Below are 16910 nucleotides of genomic sequence, written 5' to 3' on the forward strand. Positions count from 1 at the left end.
GCGAACCTGGGCCCGTTCCGCGTCCCACCCGGGCAGCATGTCGACCCGATCTGGTTCCGCCGGTGATCGCCTGCTCAGGGGGTGAACACGACCTGCAGTTCCTGCCGTCGGCGCTGGGCCAGGTCGGTGAGCAGGGCGGGCGCCTCGTCGAAGGGGACCCGCGCCGAGACCAGGTGCGCGCGGATCCTGTTCCCGTCCGCGCGCAGCAGGTCGACGGTCTCGGCGGACAGCCGCTCCCGGTCCCAGGTGGGAGCGAGCCCACGGGGGACCCGCCCGATCTGGGCGCACCGCAGCGACAGCCCGTTGTGGTGGAACTCCTCGCCCAGCCGGACCGCCTCCGCGCCGGACTGGTAGAAGGCCAGGTCGATCACCGTGCCCTGCGGCCGGAGCAGGCGCAGGGCCAGGTGCAGGGCCCAGTCCCGGCCCCGGCACTGGAACACCACGTCCGCGCCGCGGTCCCCGGCCTGGTGGGCCCAGCGGGTCTTGAGCACGACCGCCGGGTCGTCCGCGTCCGGGTCGAGGGTGTCCAGGCCGAGCGCCTCGGCGACCCGGCGGCGCGCGGCCGTCGGGTCGAGCACCACCACCGAGGCCGCACCGTGCCGGCGGGCGAACAGGGCGGTGAACAGGCCCACGACGCCGGCGCCGACCACCGCCACCCGACGTCCGCGCACCCCGTCGCCCAGCGACCGAACGTCCGTGCCGTGCAGGTCGGCGGCGGCGTGCAACAGCCCGTTCGCGCAGATCGGGCCCATGTGGGCGGCGTAGACGCCGAGCATCGGGTCCAGGTCGTCGGGCAGGGGCACGAACCGCTCGGCGAGTGGGTCGGCGACCCAGCCGGTGCGGTGGCCGTAGGTCATCGCGACGACGGCGCCGACGGCGACCGCCGGTGTCCGGCTCTCCACGACCCGGCCCACCTGCATGTAGCCGAGCCGCTCGACCGGATAGGGCGTCCCGGCCGTGCCGGGGCGGAACAGGCCGAGGTCGGCGTCCCAGGTGACGGTGAGGTAGGGATTGGTGCCCTTGACGTACGTCAGCTCGGTGCCGGCCGAGACACCGCTGAACAGCGTCTCCACCCGGAACGTGCCCGGGCGCACCGGTGCGGCCTCCCGCTCGACCAGCGCCACCCGGCCCGGTCCCTCGACCACCACCACCCGGTCACGCATCGACGGTCACCCCCGGGTCCGGCACCGCGGCGGTCGGCGTCGGCAGGCGTACGGGCGCCCCGGTGCGCGCCGAGTCGGCGAGCGCGAGGGCGAGGCGGTGGGTGGCCAGCCCCTCCGCGTACGGGACGCGCACGTCGTCGCCGACACCCCGGACGGCGTCCACGAACGCCCGGTCCACCGCCACCCGGGCGGCCTCCGGGTCGGCGGGCAGCCGGCGTTCGCCGTCGGCGTCGCGGACCAGCAGGCCCTCCTCGGTGACCGTCAGGGCCAGCCCGTCGGCCAGGATCTCCAGCCCGGCCCGGTGCTTCCAGCCGAGCACGCACGCGGCGCTCAGGGTGCCGACCGCGCCACTGTCGAACCGCAGGGCGGCGGCGGTCACCGAGTCGATGTCGGCACCGTCGACCGGCGGCGGGGTGCCGTCGCCGTACGCGGTCACCTCGGTGACCTCGCCGACCAGCGTCCGGACGAGGTCCAGCACGTGCGCGGCCTGCTCCACGACCTGCCCCCCGGAGCGGTCCCGCCGCGACCACCAGTCGACCGGCGGCAGCTTGTCCCACCAGGTGCCGTTGACCATCCGGACGTGGCGGCCGGCGAGCAGTTCCCGGGCCCGCTCCACGACCGGCAGGTAGCGCCAGTGGTGGCCGACCGCGGTCAACAGGCCGCGCCGCGCCACCAGGTCGGCGATCCGCTCGGCGGTGACCAGGTCCACCGCGACGGGTTTCTCGACGAACAGGGGCACCCCGGCGGCGACGATCGCCTCCTCCACCGGGCCGTGCGCGAACGGCGGCAGGCACACGTAGACGGCGTCCGGGGCGGCGGCGAGCAGGTCGTCGACGCCGGTGAAGGTTCGCGTGTCGTACGCGCCGGCCAGCGCCTCGGCCGCCGCCGGCCGCACGTCGGTCACCCCGACCAGCTCGGTGTCGCCGAAACCGGCGAGCACCCGCGCGTGCCGCTGCGCCACCCCGCCCGCCCCGACCAGTCCCACCCGGCACACCCGCATCCGACCAGCCCCCTTCGTCACGCTTCCCGTGCGAACACTCTCCCCGCAGCCATGCAATCAAACGTTCACTCCGGCGGAACGGGACGGTGGAAGCTACGTGATCAAGCTGTTAGGGATGATTCGGTTAACGCGAGGTCGGGACTGGGAAAACCTGGCAAGCGTTTCCGCGACGACCTGGGGGTGCCCGTGCGGGATGAAGAACCGGCCGTATCACCGGTGGTGGAGGCCTGGGCGACCTACCGGACCGGGTCCGCCGGCGACTGGACGCCGCGGCGACTGGTCCGGGCCAAGGGCGGAAGCCGCGTCAGCGTGGTCCTGCCGGCCCGCAACGAGGAGGCCACGGTCGGCGCGATCGTGGCGACCATCCGGGAACACCTCATGGACCGCGTGCCGCTCGTCGACGAGCTGATCGTGGTGGACTCGCGGTCCACCGACCGCACCGCGCAGGTGGCCCGGGCCGCCGGGGCGGAGGTGGTCGGCCAGGACGCGATGACCCGTGGGCTGCCGCGGCTGACCGGCAAGGGGGACGCGCTGTGGGCCGGGCTCGCGGCCGCCGAGGGGGACGTGGTCGCGTTCGTCGACGCCGACCTGCGGGAGTTCCGCCCGCACTTCGTGACCGGTCTGGTCGGCCCGCTGCTCACCGACGACTCGGTCGAGTTCGTCAAGGGCTTCTACCACCGGCCCCTGGTCGGGACGGCGGGCGTCGAGCAGGACGGCGGCGGCCGGGTCACGGAACTGATGGCCCGCCCACTGCTCAACCTGTTCTGGCCGGAGCTGGCCGGCTTCGTCCAGCCCCTCGCCGGGGAGTACGCCGGCCGGCGCGAGACGCTCTCGCGGGTGCCGTTCGTCTCCGGTTACGGGGTGGAGACGGCCATGCTCATCGACCTGCTGGAGCTGGTGGGGCTGGACGCGCTGGCGCAGGTCGACCTGGGCGAGCGCAAGCACCGCCACCAGGACACCGCGGCGCTCGGCCGGATGTCGGCGCAGATCATGCTCACCGTCTGGTCGCGGCTTCAGCGGCGCGGCTGGGCGGCCCCCGACGTCACGCCGGGAGCCCTGCTGACCCAGTTCCGCCGGGGCGGCTCGGAGTCCCTGCCCAACCTGGAGCGGGAGATCGTGGTGAGCGACGTCTCGATCGAGGAGCGCCCGCCGCTGGCGCACCTGCGGCACCGGCTGCCGCACCGCCGGGTGGCGGCGTGAGGACCGGCGAGGGAGGTCGGGACCGATGAGCCTCACCGTCCTGATGAACGCCGGGCCCTGGCTGTCCGTGCCGCCGCCGGGCTACGGCGGCATCGAGAACGTGGTCGCCACGCTGGTGCCGGAGCTGCGGCGGCTGGGCGTACGGGTGGTGCTGGCCTCGGTCGGCAGCAGCACCCTGCCGGTCGACGAGCGGGTGTCGGTCTTCCCCGACGGGCAGTTCGCGGCGCTGCAGCGCCCGTACAACCAGGTGTGCGGCATCTCCCAGGCGCACCTGTCCGGGGTGGTGCGCGAGCTGCACGCCCGCGACGACATCGACCTGGTGCACGACCACGTGGAGGCGGTCGGCCTCGCCACGCTGGCCGCGATGGGTCCGGACGCCCCGGCGGTGCTGCACACGCTGCACTGGGACCTGGCCAAGCACCCCGCGCTCTACGGCAACCTGGACGGCGGCGACCGGGTCCGGGTCAACGGCGTCTCCGCCTCCCAGCTGGCGCGCGCGCCGCAGGCGCTGCGGGACCACTCCGTCGGCCACGTGCACCTGTCGACGCCGCTGGCGGTGGGCGCCGACCGCCGACCGACGCCGGTCAAGGGCGACCACGTCGTCATCCTCGGCCGGATCAACCCGGGCAAGGGGCAGGACGTCGGCGCTCGGCTCGCCCACCGGGCGGGCTTCCGCCTGGTGCTGGCCGGCCCGGTAGGCCCGTACCACCGTCCGGAGGACCTGACGGCGGCCGGCGACGAGGCCCGGCAGAACCCGGACGCCCGGTTCTTCCTCGACGAGGTGGCGCCGTACGTGGACGGGGACCGGGTGCGCTGGCTGGGCACGGTCGCCGGGCAGGAACGCGACGACCTGCTCGCCGGGGCACGCGCGTCGCTGTTCCCGCTGCGCTGGGAGGAGCCCGGCGGTACCGCGGTGGTCGAGTCCCTGGCGTTGGGCACCCCGGTGGTCGCGACCGCGCGGGGCTGCCTGCCCGAGCTGGTGGAACACGGCCGGACCGGGCTGCTCACCGCCGACGAGGAGGAGCTGGGCGACCTCGTCCGGGAGGCGAGTCTGGTCGACCCGGCCGAGTGCCGACGCGAGGCGGCCCTCCGGTTCACCCCGGAGGTGATGGCGCAGCGGTACGTCGCCCTGTACGAGCACGTCCGCCGGACCGCCGCCGCGCGCCGCCTCCAGGCCGCCTGAGCACCGCCGCCACGCGCCGCCAGGGCGACCGAACCCGCCGCCGGGCCGCCTGAGCCCCTCGACGGGACGACGGCGGCCGGCGCCGCCCGGGCCGACGTCCGGTTTGCCCGGGCGGACGGTGGGTAGCCGCGCCTTCTCAGCTCCGGCTGGTGCGGACGGGTGGCGACGCACCACCGGACGGCGGGTGCGGGGAGGAGGCCGTGGTGACCGGACCGATGGCGCACGCCCGGGCCCGGGCCAACCCGGCCGACGGGAAGCCTCCGGTCCGGCGGGGCGCCGGCGTCGTCGCCGTGGTGTTCCTGCTCCTCGGCCTGCTCGGTTTCCTGCCCGGGGTCACCAGCGACTTTCCGGCGCTGCGGTTCGCCGGCCACCACTCCGACGCGATGCTGTTCGGCGCGCTCCAGGTCTCGGTCCTGCACAACCTCGTCCACCTGCTCACCGGGGTGGGCGGGCTGGTCCTGGCGCGCACCGCCACCGGCGCCCGGGCCTTCCTGGTCGGCGGCGGCACGTTCTATCTGGTCCTCTGGCTCTACGGGGTGGTCGTGGACCGGGACAGCGGGGCGAACTTCCTTCCGCTCAACCCCGCCGGCGACTGGCTGCACCTCGGACTCGGTCTCGTCATGCTCGCGTTCGGGCTGCTCAGCGCGCGGTCCCACCGTTGACCGCCGCCTACGCTGCCGGCACCGCGTTCGGTTTGCCCGACCGGTTCGGCGGGTAGTTCCCGCAGTCCCACCGACGAGACGCGGAGAGGGCGCTGATGGCGAGCGGGATCACCTACCAGGTGTGCGACGGCTCCCCGGTCACGGTCGTCCGCCTCGCCGGACCGCTGGACCTGGGCACCATGCGCTCGGTGTACGAGGTGCTCGACGACTGCCTGGCGGCTCAGCCCGAGGCGCTGGTGGTCGACCTCGCGGGGATCACCGTCCGGGACCGGTTGGCGCTGTCCGTGTTCGCCGCCGCGGCCCGGCGTGCGGAGGAGTGGCCGGCCGTGCCGGTGGTGCTGTGCGACCCGCCGCCGGACGCCGAGCGGTGGCTGGCGGAGTCCACGGCGTGTCGGGCGGTGCCGGTACGGCGGGACCGGGCCGAGGCGAGCCGGGTGGCCGGAGCCGCCAGCGCGCCACGGCTGCGGGCCCGGCTGGAGCCGGTGGCGGAGGCCTGCCGCCGCGCCCGGGACCTGGTGGCGGACGCGTGCGCGCGCTGGAACCTGCCGGAGGCGGTCGGCCCGGCCTCGGTCGTGCTCACCGAGCTGGTCGCCAACGCGGTCCGGCACGCCGGCACGCCGATGCAGGTCACCCTGACCCTGCGCCGCCCCTACCTGCACCTGGCCGTGGTCGACGGGAGCCGGGCGGGGGTCCGCCCCCGTGACCCGGGTCTGGGTGGCGAGGGCGGGCGAGGGCTGCTGCTGGTGCGGGAGTTGGCCCAACGCTGGGGCAGCGTCGAGGCGGGCAGCGGTAAGGCCGTCTGGGCCATGCTGCGTACGAACGCACCGGGATTGGCAAACTGACCTGATTCGCCAGATTCGCCCCGTCAGCCTGGTTACATGGGAGAAGGGGCGGGTAGGCCCCGCCCTGTCCGCTTCACTGACATGACGGGGTGGGATGCCACATGGCCAGACGAGCCGCCACGCAATCGGGCCGCGACCGGGGACCGGCGATCCTGGCCCCCGCCCGGTTCGGCGGTTACCCCGGGCCGCTGCGCAAATCCGTCCCCGGCAACTCGCTGATCAAGTTCCTCGCGACGACCGACCACAAGCAGATCGGCGTCCTCTACCTGCTCACCTCGTTCGGTTTCTTCCTGGTGGCCGGGATCGAGGCCATGATCATGCGCGCCGAACTCGCCCGGCCCGGGCTGCAGTTCCTCGCCCCGGAGCAGTACAACCAGCTCTTCACCTCGCACGGCGCGGTGATGCTGCTGCTGTTCGCCACGCCCGCCGCCTTCGGTTTCGCCAACTTCATCGTGCCGATCCAGATCGGCGCGCCGGACGTGTCCTTTCCCCGGCTCAACGCCCTCGCGTACTGGCTCTATCTGTTCGGCGGCCTGATGGTGATCGCCGGGTTCGCCACGCCCGGCGGGTCGGCGGACTTCGGCTGGACGGCCTACACGCCGCTCAGCGATGTGGAGCACTCCCCCGGCGTCGGCGCCAACATGTGGGTGATCGGCCTGGTGGTCTCCGGTCTCGGCACCATCCTCGGCGCGGTCAACCTGATCACCACGATCCTGACGCTGCGCGCGCCCGGCATGACGATGTTCCGGATGCCGATCTTCACCTGGAACATGCTCTTCACGAGTGTCCTGGTGATCCTGGTCTTCCCGCTGCTGGCGGCCGCGCTGCTGGCCCTGGCGGCGGACCGCCTGCTCAACGCGCACGTGTACGACGCCGCGACCGGCGGGCCGATGCTCTGGCAACACCTGTTCTGGTTCTTCGGCCATCCCGAGGTCTACATCATCGCGCTGCCGTTCTTCGGCATCATCACCGAGATCATCCCGGTCTTCTCGCGCAAGCCGATCTTCGGCTACACCGGTCTGGTGCTCGCCACCATCGCGATCACGATCCTGTCGATGACCGTGTGGGCGCACCACATGTTCGCCACCGGCCAGGTGCTCCTGCCGTTCTTCAGCATCCTGAGCTACCTCATCGCGGTGCCGACCGGCGTGAAGTTCTTCAACTGGATCGGCACCATGTGGAAGGGTCAGCTCACCTTCGAGACGCCCATGCTGTTCGCCATCGGCTTCCTGGTCACGTTCCTGCTCGGCGGGCTGACCGGGGTGCTGCTGGCCAGCCCGCCGGTCGACTGGCACACCCACGACTCCTACTTCGTGGTGGCGCACTTCCACTACGTCGTCTTCGGCACGGTGGTCTTCGCGCTGTTCGGCGGCTACTACTTCTGGTGGCCCAAGTTCACCGGACGGCTGCTCGACGAGCGCCTCGGCAAGGTGCACTTCTGGATGATGTTCCTGGGCTTCCACGGCACGTTCCTGGTGCACCACTGGCTCGGCAACATGGGCATGCCCCGTCGCTACGTCGACTACCTGCCCAGCGACGGGTTCACCACCCTGAACACCGTCTCCACCATCGCCTCCTTCGTGCTGGGCGCGTCCACTCTGGTCTTCATCTACAACGCCTGGAAGTCCTGGCGCTACGGGGCGATGGTCACCGTCGACGACCCCTGGGGCTTCGGCAACTCGCTGGAGTGGGCCACCACCTGCCCGCCGCCGCTGCGCAACTTCGACCGGATGCCCCGCATCCGCTCCGAGCGCCCCGCCTTCGACGCCAAGTACGGCCCACTCGTCGCCGACCTCGGCCGGGACCTGCCGCAGCGCACCACGCGACCGCCCCAGGAATTCGGTGAGGAACTGCGGCACGTCACCCAGGTGCGGGAATCACCGGCCGCCGAGGGCGCGCACGGTCCCCGGGTGGTCGCCGAGTACGAACCGCCGCCGCAGTCGGGCGCGCGTCCGGTGGACGTGCCGGACCCGACGCAGGTCCGCCGGCCGAGCTTCGAGGAGACCGACGAGCCGGAGGAGACCCACCTGGGTGCCCAGCGCGGGCCGCAGGACCAGGAGTGGCGGCACCCGCGCAGTCACGGCGACCCGCCGGAGCACGAAGAGGAGCGCTGACGGCGTACACGAGGAAGGGCCGGCACCGGTGACGGTGCCGGCCCTGTCGTGTCTCCCGTGCCCGCGTGTGGTGAGTGGACCCGCGGCCGGGGACGAGCGCCCGGCGGCCTCAGTCCCGGGCCGGGGCCAGACCGGCGGCGGTGAGCGAGCGGCGCACCGCCGGCTGCACCCGGGTCAGCCGCAGCGGCACCCCGGTGCGGGCCGCGGCGTCGCGACCGGCCATCAGCGCGGCGATGCCACCGGCGTCGAAGCCGCCCGCGCCGACCAGGTCCACGACGACCTCGCTCGGCTGGCCGGTCACCGCCTCCAGCATCGCCCGGCGCAGTTGGTTGGCGCCGTCGCGGTCCACCTCGCCACCGACCTCCACCACCACGCGGTCGCCGTTGTGCCGCACCGAGATCCGGGCCTTCGCCGGCTCGGACTCGGCCGCGCCGTTCTGCCACGGCGGCGGAGCGTCGGCGAGCATCGCCTGGCGCAGCCAGGTGAGCGCCCGGGACAGCAGCCGGGACACGTGCATCTGGGAGATGCCGAACCGGGCCGCGATCTCCGCCTGGGTCTGGTTGCCGTAGAAGCGCATCGCCAGGATCCGCCGCTCGCGCCAGGGCAGCCGGTGCAGCAGGCCGCTGACCGTGACCCGGTCGTCCACGGACTCCAGCGCGTTGTCCGACTCGCCGACCAGGTCACCGAACTCGGCGGAGCTCTCACCGCCCACCGGGGCGTTCAGCGACGCGGGGCTGTAGCCGGCCGCCGACTCCAGCGCGGCGAGGATCTCCTCCTCCGGCGTCTCCAGCCGCTCGGCCAACTCGGCCACCGAGGGCGCCCGGGACAGCTCGCTGGTCAACGCGGCGGTCGCCTGCCCCACCTCCAGGATCAGGTCGCGCAGCCGGCGGGGCACGTGCACGCCCCAGGTCCGGTCCCGGAAGTGCCGCTTGATCTCACCGACGATGGTGATCGCCGCGTACGCGGTGAAGGAGCCCCGTTCCGGGTCGTACCGGTCGACGGCGTTCACCAGCCCCAGCCGGGCCACCTGCTCCAGGTCCTCCAGCGGCTCACCCCGCCCCCGGTACCGGCGGGCCAGCCGGCCGGCGAACGGCAGCGCGAAGCGGACCAGGTCGTCACGGGCCTCCTGCCGCCGTTCGGGTGGCAACCCGGCGATCCGCGCCGCGTATGCCAGAGCGGCCGCGTCGAGGTCCTCCAGGCCCCGTTCAGTGGGTGGAGGTGTGCTTGTGGTGGTCTGTCCGAACATCCGCGCCTCCCTCAGGAAGGTCCCCCGCCCGGATTTGGGAAACCGGTCGTGCGCGTGGTCAGGCCACGCACCGGGCCGGAAGTGGGTTACGTGACTGGGACGCCAACGGGCGACGACACCGCAGGGCTGCAGGGCGTGATCAGGCCGTAGCAGCCAGCGATGTTCCCGCTCCGTAGGTACTCAATCACGGGATCCCGGGTTCGCGAGGATGTTTCGGTGTGCTGCCCTCAAGAGACGAGCAACCCCTGGTGGGTGCCGCTGTCGCGGAGCACCTCGACGGCCTCGGCGGGGGCCATCGGAGGCGGTACGGGCAGGTCGTACGGCTGGGCGCGGAGGACCTCCGTGGCCCGGCGGGTGGGCACCGAGGTCACCGGGTAGCCGCGCGCCGCGGTGCGGTCCAGGGCCCGACGCCGGCCGCCGAAGCCTGCCACCGCCAGCCACTGCGGCAGCCCGGCGAGCGCGGGCGAGCGGACCCCGGGCGGCTCGGGCAGCACGTCCACGGAGGTGAACGGCTCGCTGCCGGCGAGCCACCACTCGACCCCCTCGACGCTGCGCCGCGTCGCGTTCTCACACCAGTACGGCACCAGCCCCGCGCGCACCACCTGCCACGGGTCCAACAGCCGGCCGCACTCCACCACCAGCCGGTCGCCGGTCTTGCCGGCCGCCCGCAGCCACCGCCGGTAGAGGTCGGCGACGGCCGCGCTCAGCGCCTCGGGCCGGGGCGAGAGCACCCGGTGCAGCCGGCGGCCCGCCCGCGCGGCCCAGTCCCGGGCGCTGAGTTCGAAACCGGACTCCACGCCGTGTTCGGCGTAACCCGCCGCGGAGGAGACCTGCGGCGCCTCCCACCGGGCGGCGTCCCCGCCGGCCGAGCGGAGCACCTGCCGCAGGGCGTGGCTGTCCGGGTGGAAGTCCACCGGGTCCAGCCCGCTGCCCGGGCAGCCGACCTGGAAGCTGTGCCCCGGCCCGGAGTCGAGCACCGGCCAGGTCCGCGCGTCCCGCAGCAGCAGCACCGGCGCGCCGGGCGTGAGGCGGTCGGCCAGGAACCGTCGGTACGCGGCCGGCAGGGCCCGCCAGCGGGCCGTCAGGGACACCGTGACGCCGGCGAGCGCGCCCCGGCTGGCCGGGCAGTGCACCTGGCGTACGTGCAGGTCGTCGTTGCCGGCGAGCAGCCGCCCGGTGAGCGCCGCCCCGTGGTCCAGCGCGCCGCCGGGGCGGTCGACCCCGCCCTGGGCCCAGTGCACCGTCATCTCGAAGCCCGCCGGCAGCCAGGGCATCCCCAGGGCGACCGCCAGGTGTGCCGCCGCGCCGTGCGGCGAGCCCAGCACCACGCCCGGGTAGCTGCCACGCCCGTACTGGTCGACGAACCAGCGGGCCACCCGCTCGGCGTCGACCTCGGCGGTCTGCCCGGGGGTCAGCGCCACCCGGCCGGCCGCCCGGGTGACCGCCGCGCGGCGAACCGGCTCGGGAGCGCCGGGAAACCGGGACACCGGCCCGGTGTGCCCCAGGTCGGCGCAGTCGGCGCCACGCAGCGCACGGGCCGTGGCGGCGACCAGGACGCGGGCCGTGCTGCCGGCCGACACGACCCGGTCGCCGGCCAGACCGGCGCCGTCGGCCATGAGCCCCTCGCGCACCGTGTGCACCGGCTCCACCTTGCCTCGATCGCTCACCACGCGGCCCGGCTTCCCGTCCCGATGCGGTTCAAACGGGCCGTCACCCACCCGGCGGGATCATTCCGCAGGTCGGCGGCCCTTCGCCGGTCCCGGGCGGTGGCGGTGCCCCTGCCCGCCTCGGGGTCCGCCGTCCCGCCCGGCCCGGATTCGCCCCGCCTGCCCCGGACCCGGGCGGCGCCCTCGGACGGACGTGGCGGCGCCCCTGTAGGGGCACCGCCACGTCACGCCGGTGGTCCGGTCAGATGAGCTCCTCCGCCGCCAGCGACAGCCGGCGCTCCAACTGCTCCCGGACCCGCTGGCTCGGGTCGCCCTCGGCGAACACGCTCCGCAGGTCCGCGAAGGCCGGCTCCGGCGGCGACAGCGGCACGGCCGGGTCCACCACCGCCTCCACCACCGACGGCCGGTCCGCGGCCAGCGCCTCGTCCCACGCCGCACCCACCAGCTCCGGCCGGTCGACCCGGACGCCGTGCAGGCCCAGCAGCCGCGCCCAGCCGGCGTACGGCACGTCGGGGCGGCGCTGCGACGCGTCGGTGACCGGCTGCCGCCCGCCGCCCGTCCCGGAGTGGTCGCGGTTGTTGAGCACGAGCACCACCAGCCGTGGATCCCGCCATCGGGACCAGTGGTGCGACACGGTGATCAGCTCGGCGAGGCCGTTGAGCTGCATCGCGCCATCCCCGACCAGTGCGATGACCGGCTGGTCCGGCGCGGCGAGTTTCGCCGCGACCGCGTACGGGAGGGCGCAGCCCATCGAGCCCAGCGTGCCGCAGAGCTGCGCGTTGACCCCGGGTGGCAGCTCCAGGTGGCGGGCGTACCAGTAGAGGACCGAGCCGACGTCCACCGCGAGCGCCCCGGTGCGCGGTACCCGGCTGGACAGCTCCTGGAGGACCAGTTGCGGGTTCACCGGCTCGGCCGGCGCGGCGGCCCGATCGGTCACCTCGCCTCGCGAACGGTCCACCGCGTTCTCGACGGTGGCCCGCCATCGCGGGTTCGGCCGGTCGGGCACTCGGTCCAGCAGCGCGCGCAGCGTCTCGGCGGCGTCGCCCACGAGCGGGACGTCGACCGGATAGCGGCTGCCGATCCGGCGGCCGTCGATGTCGATCTGCACGGTCCGGACCTGGCCCGGCATCGGCAGGTAGTCGGTCCACGGGTCGTTCGTGCCCACCAGCAGCAGCGTGTCGCAGCCGCCCATCAGCTCCGCCGCGGCGCGCGTGCCCACCTCGCCGACCACGCCCGCGTGGTACGGCAGGCGCTCGTCCAGGACTGGCTTGCCGAGCAGCGAGCAGGCCACCCCGGCCCCCAGCCGGTCGGCCAGGGCGATGATCTCGTCCTCGGCGCCGCGCCCGCCCTGCCCGACCAGGATCGCCAGGCGTTGGCCGGCGCCCAGCAGTTGGGCGGCGGCCGCCAGGTCCACGTCGTGCGGCAGCACCCGGGCCAGCGGCTCGCCGGGGGTCGCGGTGATGACGCCCCCGGCGTACGTCTCCAGCGCCGGCACGGAGGCCTCCTGGAGCTCCCGCGGCAGCACCACGCAGACCGGGCTGCGGGTCGCGGCGGCGGTGCGGAACGCCTGGTCCAGCAGCGCCGGCACCTGGCCGGGGCTGCGGCCGTACCGGACGAACTGGTTGCACACGTCGGCGAACAGGCGGCTCAGCCCGATCTCCTGGTGCGCGCCGCCGAGCGGGCCGGAGATGTCCTCGCCGACGATCGCCACCACCGGCTTGCTGTCCAGCTTGGCGTCGTAGAGGCCGTTGAGCAGCTGCACCGCGCTCGGCCCCTGGGTGGCGAGGCACACCCCGATGCCGCCGGTGAACTTCGCGTGCCCGGTGGCCATGAACGAGGCGGCCTCCACGTGCCGGGCCGGAATGAACGCCGGCTCCCCGCCGGTGCGGTCCAGCGCCGCGACGATCGGGGCGATCGCCTCCCCCGGGTAGCCGAACGCCCGGGGCACCCGCCAGGCGAGCAGCCGGTCGACCACCAGGTCGGCCACGGTCCGGTCAGCCATTGCCGCGCCCGGGCGTGCTCGCGTCCGCGTAGCGCAGCACCGCGCCCACCCCGTCGACGAGGTCGGGCGCCTCGTCCGGGCCGAGCACCGCCAGCTCGCAGTCGGTGCCGACAAGCGCCCGCACCAGGGCCGCGTCGGCACGGACCCGCTGCGGGTCGGCCACCGACATGGCGGCCAACTGCCCCGGGTCGACGGCGATCTCGGTGGCCTCGGGGCCGATCCACAGCTCACCGTCGGCGGACGGGTCGTCGACGATCAGCATCGTCTCGACCTGGCCGCGCTGGAGGGCGTCGACCACGGCGTCCAGCCCGGCGCCGATGTCCTCCTGCATGCCGAACCGGTCCAACGCCGCCGTGATCCGCTGGTCGGCGACCTCGGCGATGGTCTGCACGGTGAGGTCGTCGAGCGCGGTCTGATCGGCCCCGCCGGCGCGGGATCCGGCGTCCGTACGCACCACCAGGTCCTGCCAGCGCTCCGGCATCTGGGCGGCGATCATGCCGGTGGCGCGAACGTCGCCGGCCACCACCACCACGTCGGCGCCGACCTTCTCGGCCAGCTCGACGGTGGCCGCGGTGACGTCGCCGGCGTTGTGGTGCCACGCCTCCATGGCCGCGCGCTGGTAGCGCGACTGCGACCAGCCGCCGGGCTGCACCCGGCGCAGCTGGAAGTCCTCGCGCCCGACGATGTGCGCCCGGCGCGGCACGCCCCCGGCGCTGACCGCCATCGCGTCGGCGCCGGTGCGGTCGGCCACCACCCGCACCCAGGCCACCTGTTCGCCGCGCTGGGCCAGCATCGGCATCACGTGCGGCAGCGGCCCGTACGAGGCGAGGTCGCGCAGCGGCGGCGCGGACAGGTACTCGGTCAGCACCACGCGGCCGGCGGTGGCGAACGCGGCGAGGCCGTAGTCCCCCGCGATCGGATCGTGGCCGCGGATCACCCGGTCCAGTGCGGCGACCGTCGGTTCGTCGGCGCCCTGGTCGACCAGTTGGCCCTGGAGGGCCCGCCAGCGCAGGTCCAGCGCCGGGTGGGCGTCGTGCGTGTCGGCGGACGCGTCGAGGTACACCGAGCACCACGGCCCGGGGCGGTCGTAGAGCGGGCGCAGGAAGGACAGCTGCATGCTCGACCCCTTTCCAGCTCGGCCCCCCGCTTACCCGTGCCGTCCCGGAGTTCACCTCGCCGTACGTGAGGGCGTGACCAGGTTTCATTCACGCCGTTCGACGCCTGCCGCCGATACCATCAGTGAACGGATCAGGACTCTCGGTGGTGGTCATGGACAGCGGACTCGATACCCGGCGGATCGTGCATCCCTCGGAGCGCATCGTCACCGGCCGGGTCGTCCGGCTGCTCGACGGCTACTCCCGCGAGGTCTCGGTCGGCCAGCCGGTGCTGGTCGCCGTCCTCGCCGCGGCGGGGGTGGCGGGGCTGCTGATGATGCTGGTGCGCGCGGTGCTGCCCGGCCTCTCCGCCGGCAACCGGCGGCGTTGGAAGGACCTGAAGAAGGGCCCGGAATATCTGGTGACCCCGCTGCGGCTACGCGACAACGCGGGCCGGCTCTGCGAGGTCGAGCTGCACGGTCACCTGCCGCAGAGCGCCCTGCACCCGGCCGACCACGTGCAGATCACGGTGCGCCCGCAGCGGGACCCGGAGCTGCCACCCCGAATCGAGCGGATCGTCAATCTCACCACGGGGCAGTTGCTCACGCCGCGTACCGCGACGCTCTGGTCGCACCTGGGCCCGCCGCTGCTGCTCCAGGCCGTGCTCGGCGCGCTGCTGCTGCTCGTCGTCGCCGCCTGGTCCGCGCTGAGCTGAGGCGGGGGGCGCCCGTCAGCCGACGGGGGTGGGTTCGCGTCGCGCCGGGGCGCTCGTCGCGCCGAGCATGCCCCGCCGGCTGGCCCACCGCTCGAAGACCAGGGTGGCGAACGGGGGCACCGCGCAGGCCAGCGCGACGACGGTCGCGAGCAGGCTCCACCGGTGCCGGCGGGCCACCGCGAGGACCAGCACCAGGTACACGACGAAGAGACCGCCGTGGACCGGCCCGAAGATCTTGACGCCGAGCTCGTTGGCGGGCGGGCCGTACTTGACGGCCATGCCGACGAGCAGACCCAGCCAGGAACAGGCCTCGGCGATCGCCGCCCCGACGAACAGCCTCGTCACCTTGTCGCGCATCGGCACCCCCACCACCTCTCGGGCGGCCATGGTAGCGAAGCCGTCGGCGCGTACCGGCGGGAACCGGCACGAGGCGAGGGGGATCACCCGGGCCCCGGCTGGGTAGAGAAGGGGCCGACGGCTCTTCCCCCACTTGCGCCAGCGTGCGAGGTTTAGGGGAACCAGCGGTGACAGGGTGGTGACCATGGGCGAAGAAGTGGGCGCGCGGACCTTCAGCCGTGAGGACCGGGCCCGCTACCGGGACAAGGTGCGCCGCTGTCTGGACGTCTTCGCCGAGATGCTGCGGGAGTCCCGCTTCGACGTGGACCGCCCCATGACGGGCCTGGAGATCGAGCTCAACCTGGTCGACGACGCGTCGCAGCCGACCATGCGCAACGCGGACGTGCTGGCCGCGGTCGCCGACCCGAGTTTCCAGACCGAGCTGGGCCAGTTCAACGTGGAGATCAACGTGGCGCCCCGCCGGCTGACCGGCACCGGCACCGCCGAGTTCGAGGAGCACGTCCGCGCCAGCCTCAACGCCGCCGAGGAGAAGGCCCGCACCATCGGCGCGCACATGGTGATGATCGGCATCCTCCCGACGCTGCGGGCGGAGCACCTGACCGCCGGCACGCTCTCCGCCAACCCGCGCTACGAGCTGCTCAACCAACAGATCTTCGCCGCCCGGGGCGAGGACCTGCGGATCGCGATCAACGGGGTGGAGCGGCTGGCCGTCACCGCCGACACGATCACGCCGGAGGCCGCGTGCACGAGCACCCAGTTCCACCTGCAGGTGAGTCCCGCCCAGTTCGCCGACTACTGGAACGCGGCGCAGGCCGTCGCCGGTGTGCAGGTGGCCCTGGGCGCCAACTCGCCGCTGCTGTTCGGTCGGGAGTTGTGGCGGGAGACCCGCATCCCCCTGTTCCAGCAGGCCACCGACACCCGCTCGGAGGAGATCAAGGCGCAGGGCGTCCGGCCGCGGGTCTGGTTCGGCGAACGCTGGATCACCAACGTCTTCGACCTGTTCGAGGAGAACGTGCGCTACTTCCCGGCGCTGCTGCCGGTCTGCGACCCGGAGGACCCGGCCGAGGCGCTCGCCTCCGGCGGGGTGCCCAAGCTAGCCGAGCTGCGCCTGCACAACGGCACGGTCTACCGCTGGAACCGGCCGGTCTACGACGTGTGGCGCGGCCGTCCGCACCTGCGGGTGGAGAACCGGGTGCTGCCGGCGGGGCCGACGGTGCTCGACACCATCGCCAACGGCGCCTTCTACTTCGGGCTGGTCCGGGCGTTGGCCGAGTCCGACCGGCCACTGTGGTCGCAGATGTCGTTCAGCGCCGCCGAGGAGAACTTCACCAGCTGCGCGCGGCACGGCATCGACGCCCAGGTCTACTGGCCGGGCCTCGGCTACCTGCCGGTCACCGAGCTGGTGCTGCGCCGGCTGCTGCCGATGGCCCACCACGGGCTGGACCGCTGGGGAGTTGACCCGCAGGAGCGTGACCGCCTGCTCGGCGTCATCGAACAGCGCTGCCTGACCGGGCGCAACGGCGCGACCTGGCAGGTGGGGACGCTGCACCGACTGGAGTCGGCGGACCACCTGGACCGGCCGGCCGCGCTGGCCGAGGTGGTCCGGCACTACGTGACCCTGATGCACAGCAACCGCCCGGTCCACGAGTGGCCGCTGCCGTGACG

The 16910-nt window shown here is 74.0% G+C and carries 14 protein-coding genes; 7 read left to right on the forward strand and 7 right to left on the reverse strand.

The annotated features are described in order from the left end of the window. Positions 1-74 precede the first annotated feature (74 nt). Both GA0070620_RS08285 and GA0070620_RS08290 read right to left on the reverse strand, forming a co-directional pair. The gene (locus GA0070620_RS08285) at positions 75-1163 is read right to left on the reverse strand and encodes a zinc-dependent alcohol dehydrogenase (protein WP_091589310.1); all 1089 of its coding nucleotides are present in this window, start codon (positions 1161-1163) and stop codon (positions 75-77) included. After that, positions 1156-2163: a Gfo/Idh/MocA family protein gene (locus tag GA0070620_RS08290; protein WP_091589311.1), complete on the reverse strand. Its 1008-nt coding sequence runs from the start codon at positions 2161-2163 to the stop codon at positions 1156-1158. Before GA0070620_RS08290 ends, GA0070620_RS08285 begins: the two co-directional genes overlap by 8 nt. Before the next feature lie 219 nt (positions 2164-2382). Between GA0070620_RS08290 and GA0070620_RS08295 the strand changes: the two genes are divergently transcribed. From GA0070620_RS08295 to ctaD, 5 genes are all read left to right on the forward strand, one after another. Then, a complete protein-coding gene (locus GA0070620_RS08295) occupies positions 2383-3363 on the forward strand; it encodes a glucosyl-3-phosphoglycerate synthase (protein WP_231922406.1) in 981 nt (326 codons plus the stop codon). Positions 3364-3388: 25 nt separating this feature from the next. Continuing rightward, a complete protein-coding gene (locus tag GA0070620_RS08300; RefSeq protein ID WP_091589312.1) occupies positions 3389-4546 on the forward strand; it encodes a glycosyltransferase in 1158 nt (385 codons plus the stop codon). 215 nt (positions 4547-4761) lie between these two features. Continuing rightward, complete coding sequence (locus GA0070620_RS08305) at positions 4762-5208, forward strand: DUF4383 domain-containing protein (RefSeq protein WP_091598343.1); 447 nt, start codon at positions 4762-4764, stop codon at positions 5206-5208. Positions 5209-5303: 95 nt separating this feature from the next. Continuing rightward, positions 5304-6050, forward strand: coding sequence for an ATP-binding protein (locus GA0070620_RS08310; protein ID WP_091589313.1), 747 nt, complete (start codon positions 5304-5306; stop codon positions 6048-6050). Between the two features lie 101 nt (positions 6051-6151). Continuing rightward, positions 6152-8164 (forward strand): aa3-type cytochrome oxidase subunit I, encoded by a 2013-nt coding sequence (gene ctaD / locus GA0070620_RS08315; protein ID WP_091589314.1) that lies wholly within the window; start codon positions 6152-6154, stop codon positions 8162-8164. Positions 8165-8273: 109 nt separating this feature from the next. On the opposite strand, the gene GA0070620_RS08320 is transcribed toward ctaD, so the two are convergent. The 4 genes from GA0070620_RS08320 to GA0070620_RS08335 all read right to left on the reverse strand — a co-directional run bounded on the left by GA0070620_RS08320 (position 8274) and on the right by GA0070620_RS08335 (position 14196). After that, a complete protein-coding gene (locus GA0070620_RS08320) occupies positions 8274-9410 on the reverse strand; it encodes a SigB/SigF/SigG family RNA polymerase sigma factor (protein WP_091589315.1) in 1137 nt (378 codons plus the stop codon). A gap of 227 nt (positions 9411-9637) precedes the next feature. Further along, complete coding sequence (locus GA0070620_RS08325; RefSeq protein ID WP_091598346.1) at positions 9638-11026, reverse strand: hypothetical protein; 1389 nt, start codon at positions 11024-11026, stop codon at positions 9638-9640. A 292-nt stretch (positions 11027-11318) separates the two neighbouring features. Beyond that, on the reverse strand, positions 11319-13079 hold the full coding sequence (locus GA0070620_RS08330; protein WP_091589316.1) for a thiamine pyrophosphate-binding protein: 1761 nt from the start codon (positions 13077-13079) through the stop codon (positions 11319-11321). Then, the gene (locus GA0070620_RS08335; protein ID WP_091589317.1) at positions 13072-14196 is read right to left on the reverse strand and encodes a baeRF2 domain-containing protein; all 1125 of its coding nucleotides are present in this window, start codon (positions 14194-14196) and stop codon (positions 13072-13074) included. Before GA0070620_RS08335 ends, GA0070620_RS08330 begins: the two co-directional genes overlap by 8 nt. 143 nt (positions 14197-14339) lie before the next feature. Here GA0070620_RS08335 and GA0070620_RS08340 point away from each other — a divergent pair, with 143 nt between their 5' ends. Next, positions 14340-14888, forward strand: a complete 549-nt coding sequence (locus tag GA0070620_RS08340; RefSeq protein ID WP_091589318.1) for a hypothetical protein — start codon at positions 14340-14342, stop codon at positions 14886-14888. A gap of 15 nt (positions 14889-14903) precedes the next feature. Here GA0070620_RS08340 and GA0070620_RS08345 read toward each other — a convergent pair whose 3' ends face one another. After that, positions 14904-15275: a DUF3817 domain-containing protein gene (locus tag GA0070620_RS08345; RefSeq protein WP_231922291.1), complete on the reverse strand. Its 372-nt coding sequence runs from the start codon at positions 15273-15275 to the stop codon at positions 14904-14906. A gap of 154 nt (positions 15276-15429) precedes the next feature. Here GA0070620_RS08345 and GA0070620_RS08350 point away from each other — a divergent pair, with 154 nt between their 5' ends. Then, a complete protein-coding gene (locus tag GA0070620_RS08350; protein ID WP_091589319.1) occupies positions 15430-16908 on the forward strand; it encodes a glutamate--cysteine ligase family protein in 1479 nt (492 codons plus the stop codon). Positions 16909-16910 lie beyond the last annotated feature (2 nt).

The organism is Micromonospora krabiensis (genome assembly GCF_900091425.1).
Classification (GTDB): domain Bacteria; phylum Actinomycetota; class Actinomycetes; order Mycobacteriales; family Micromonosporaceae; genus Micromonospora; species Micromonospora krabiensis.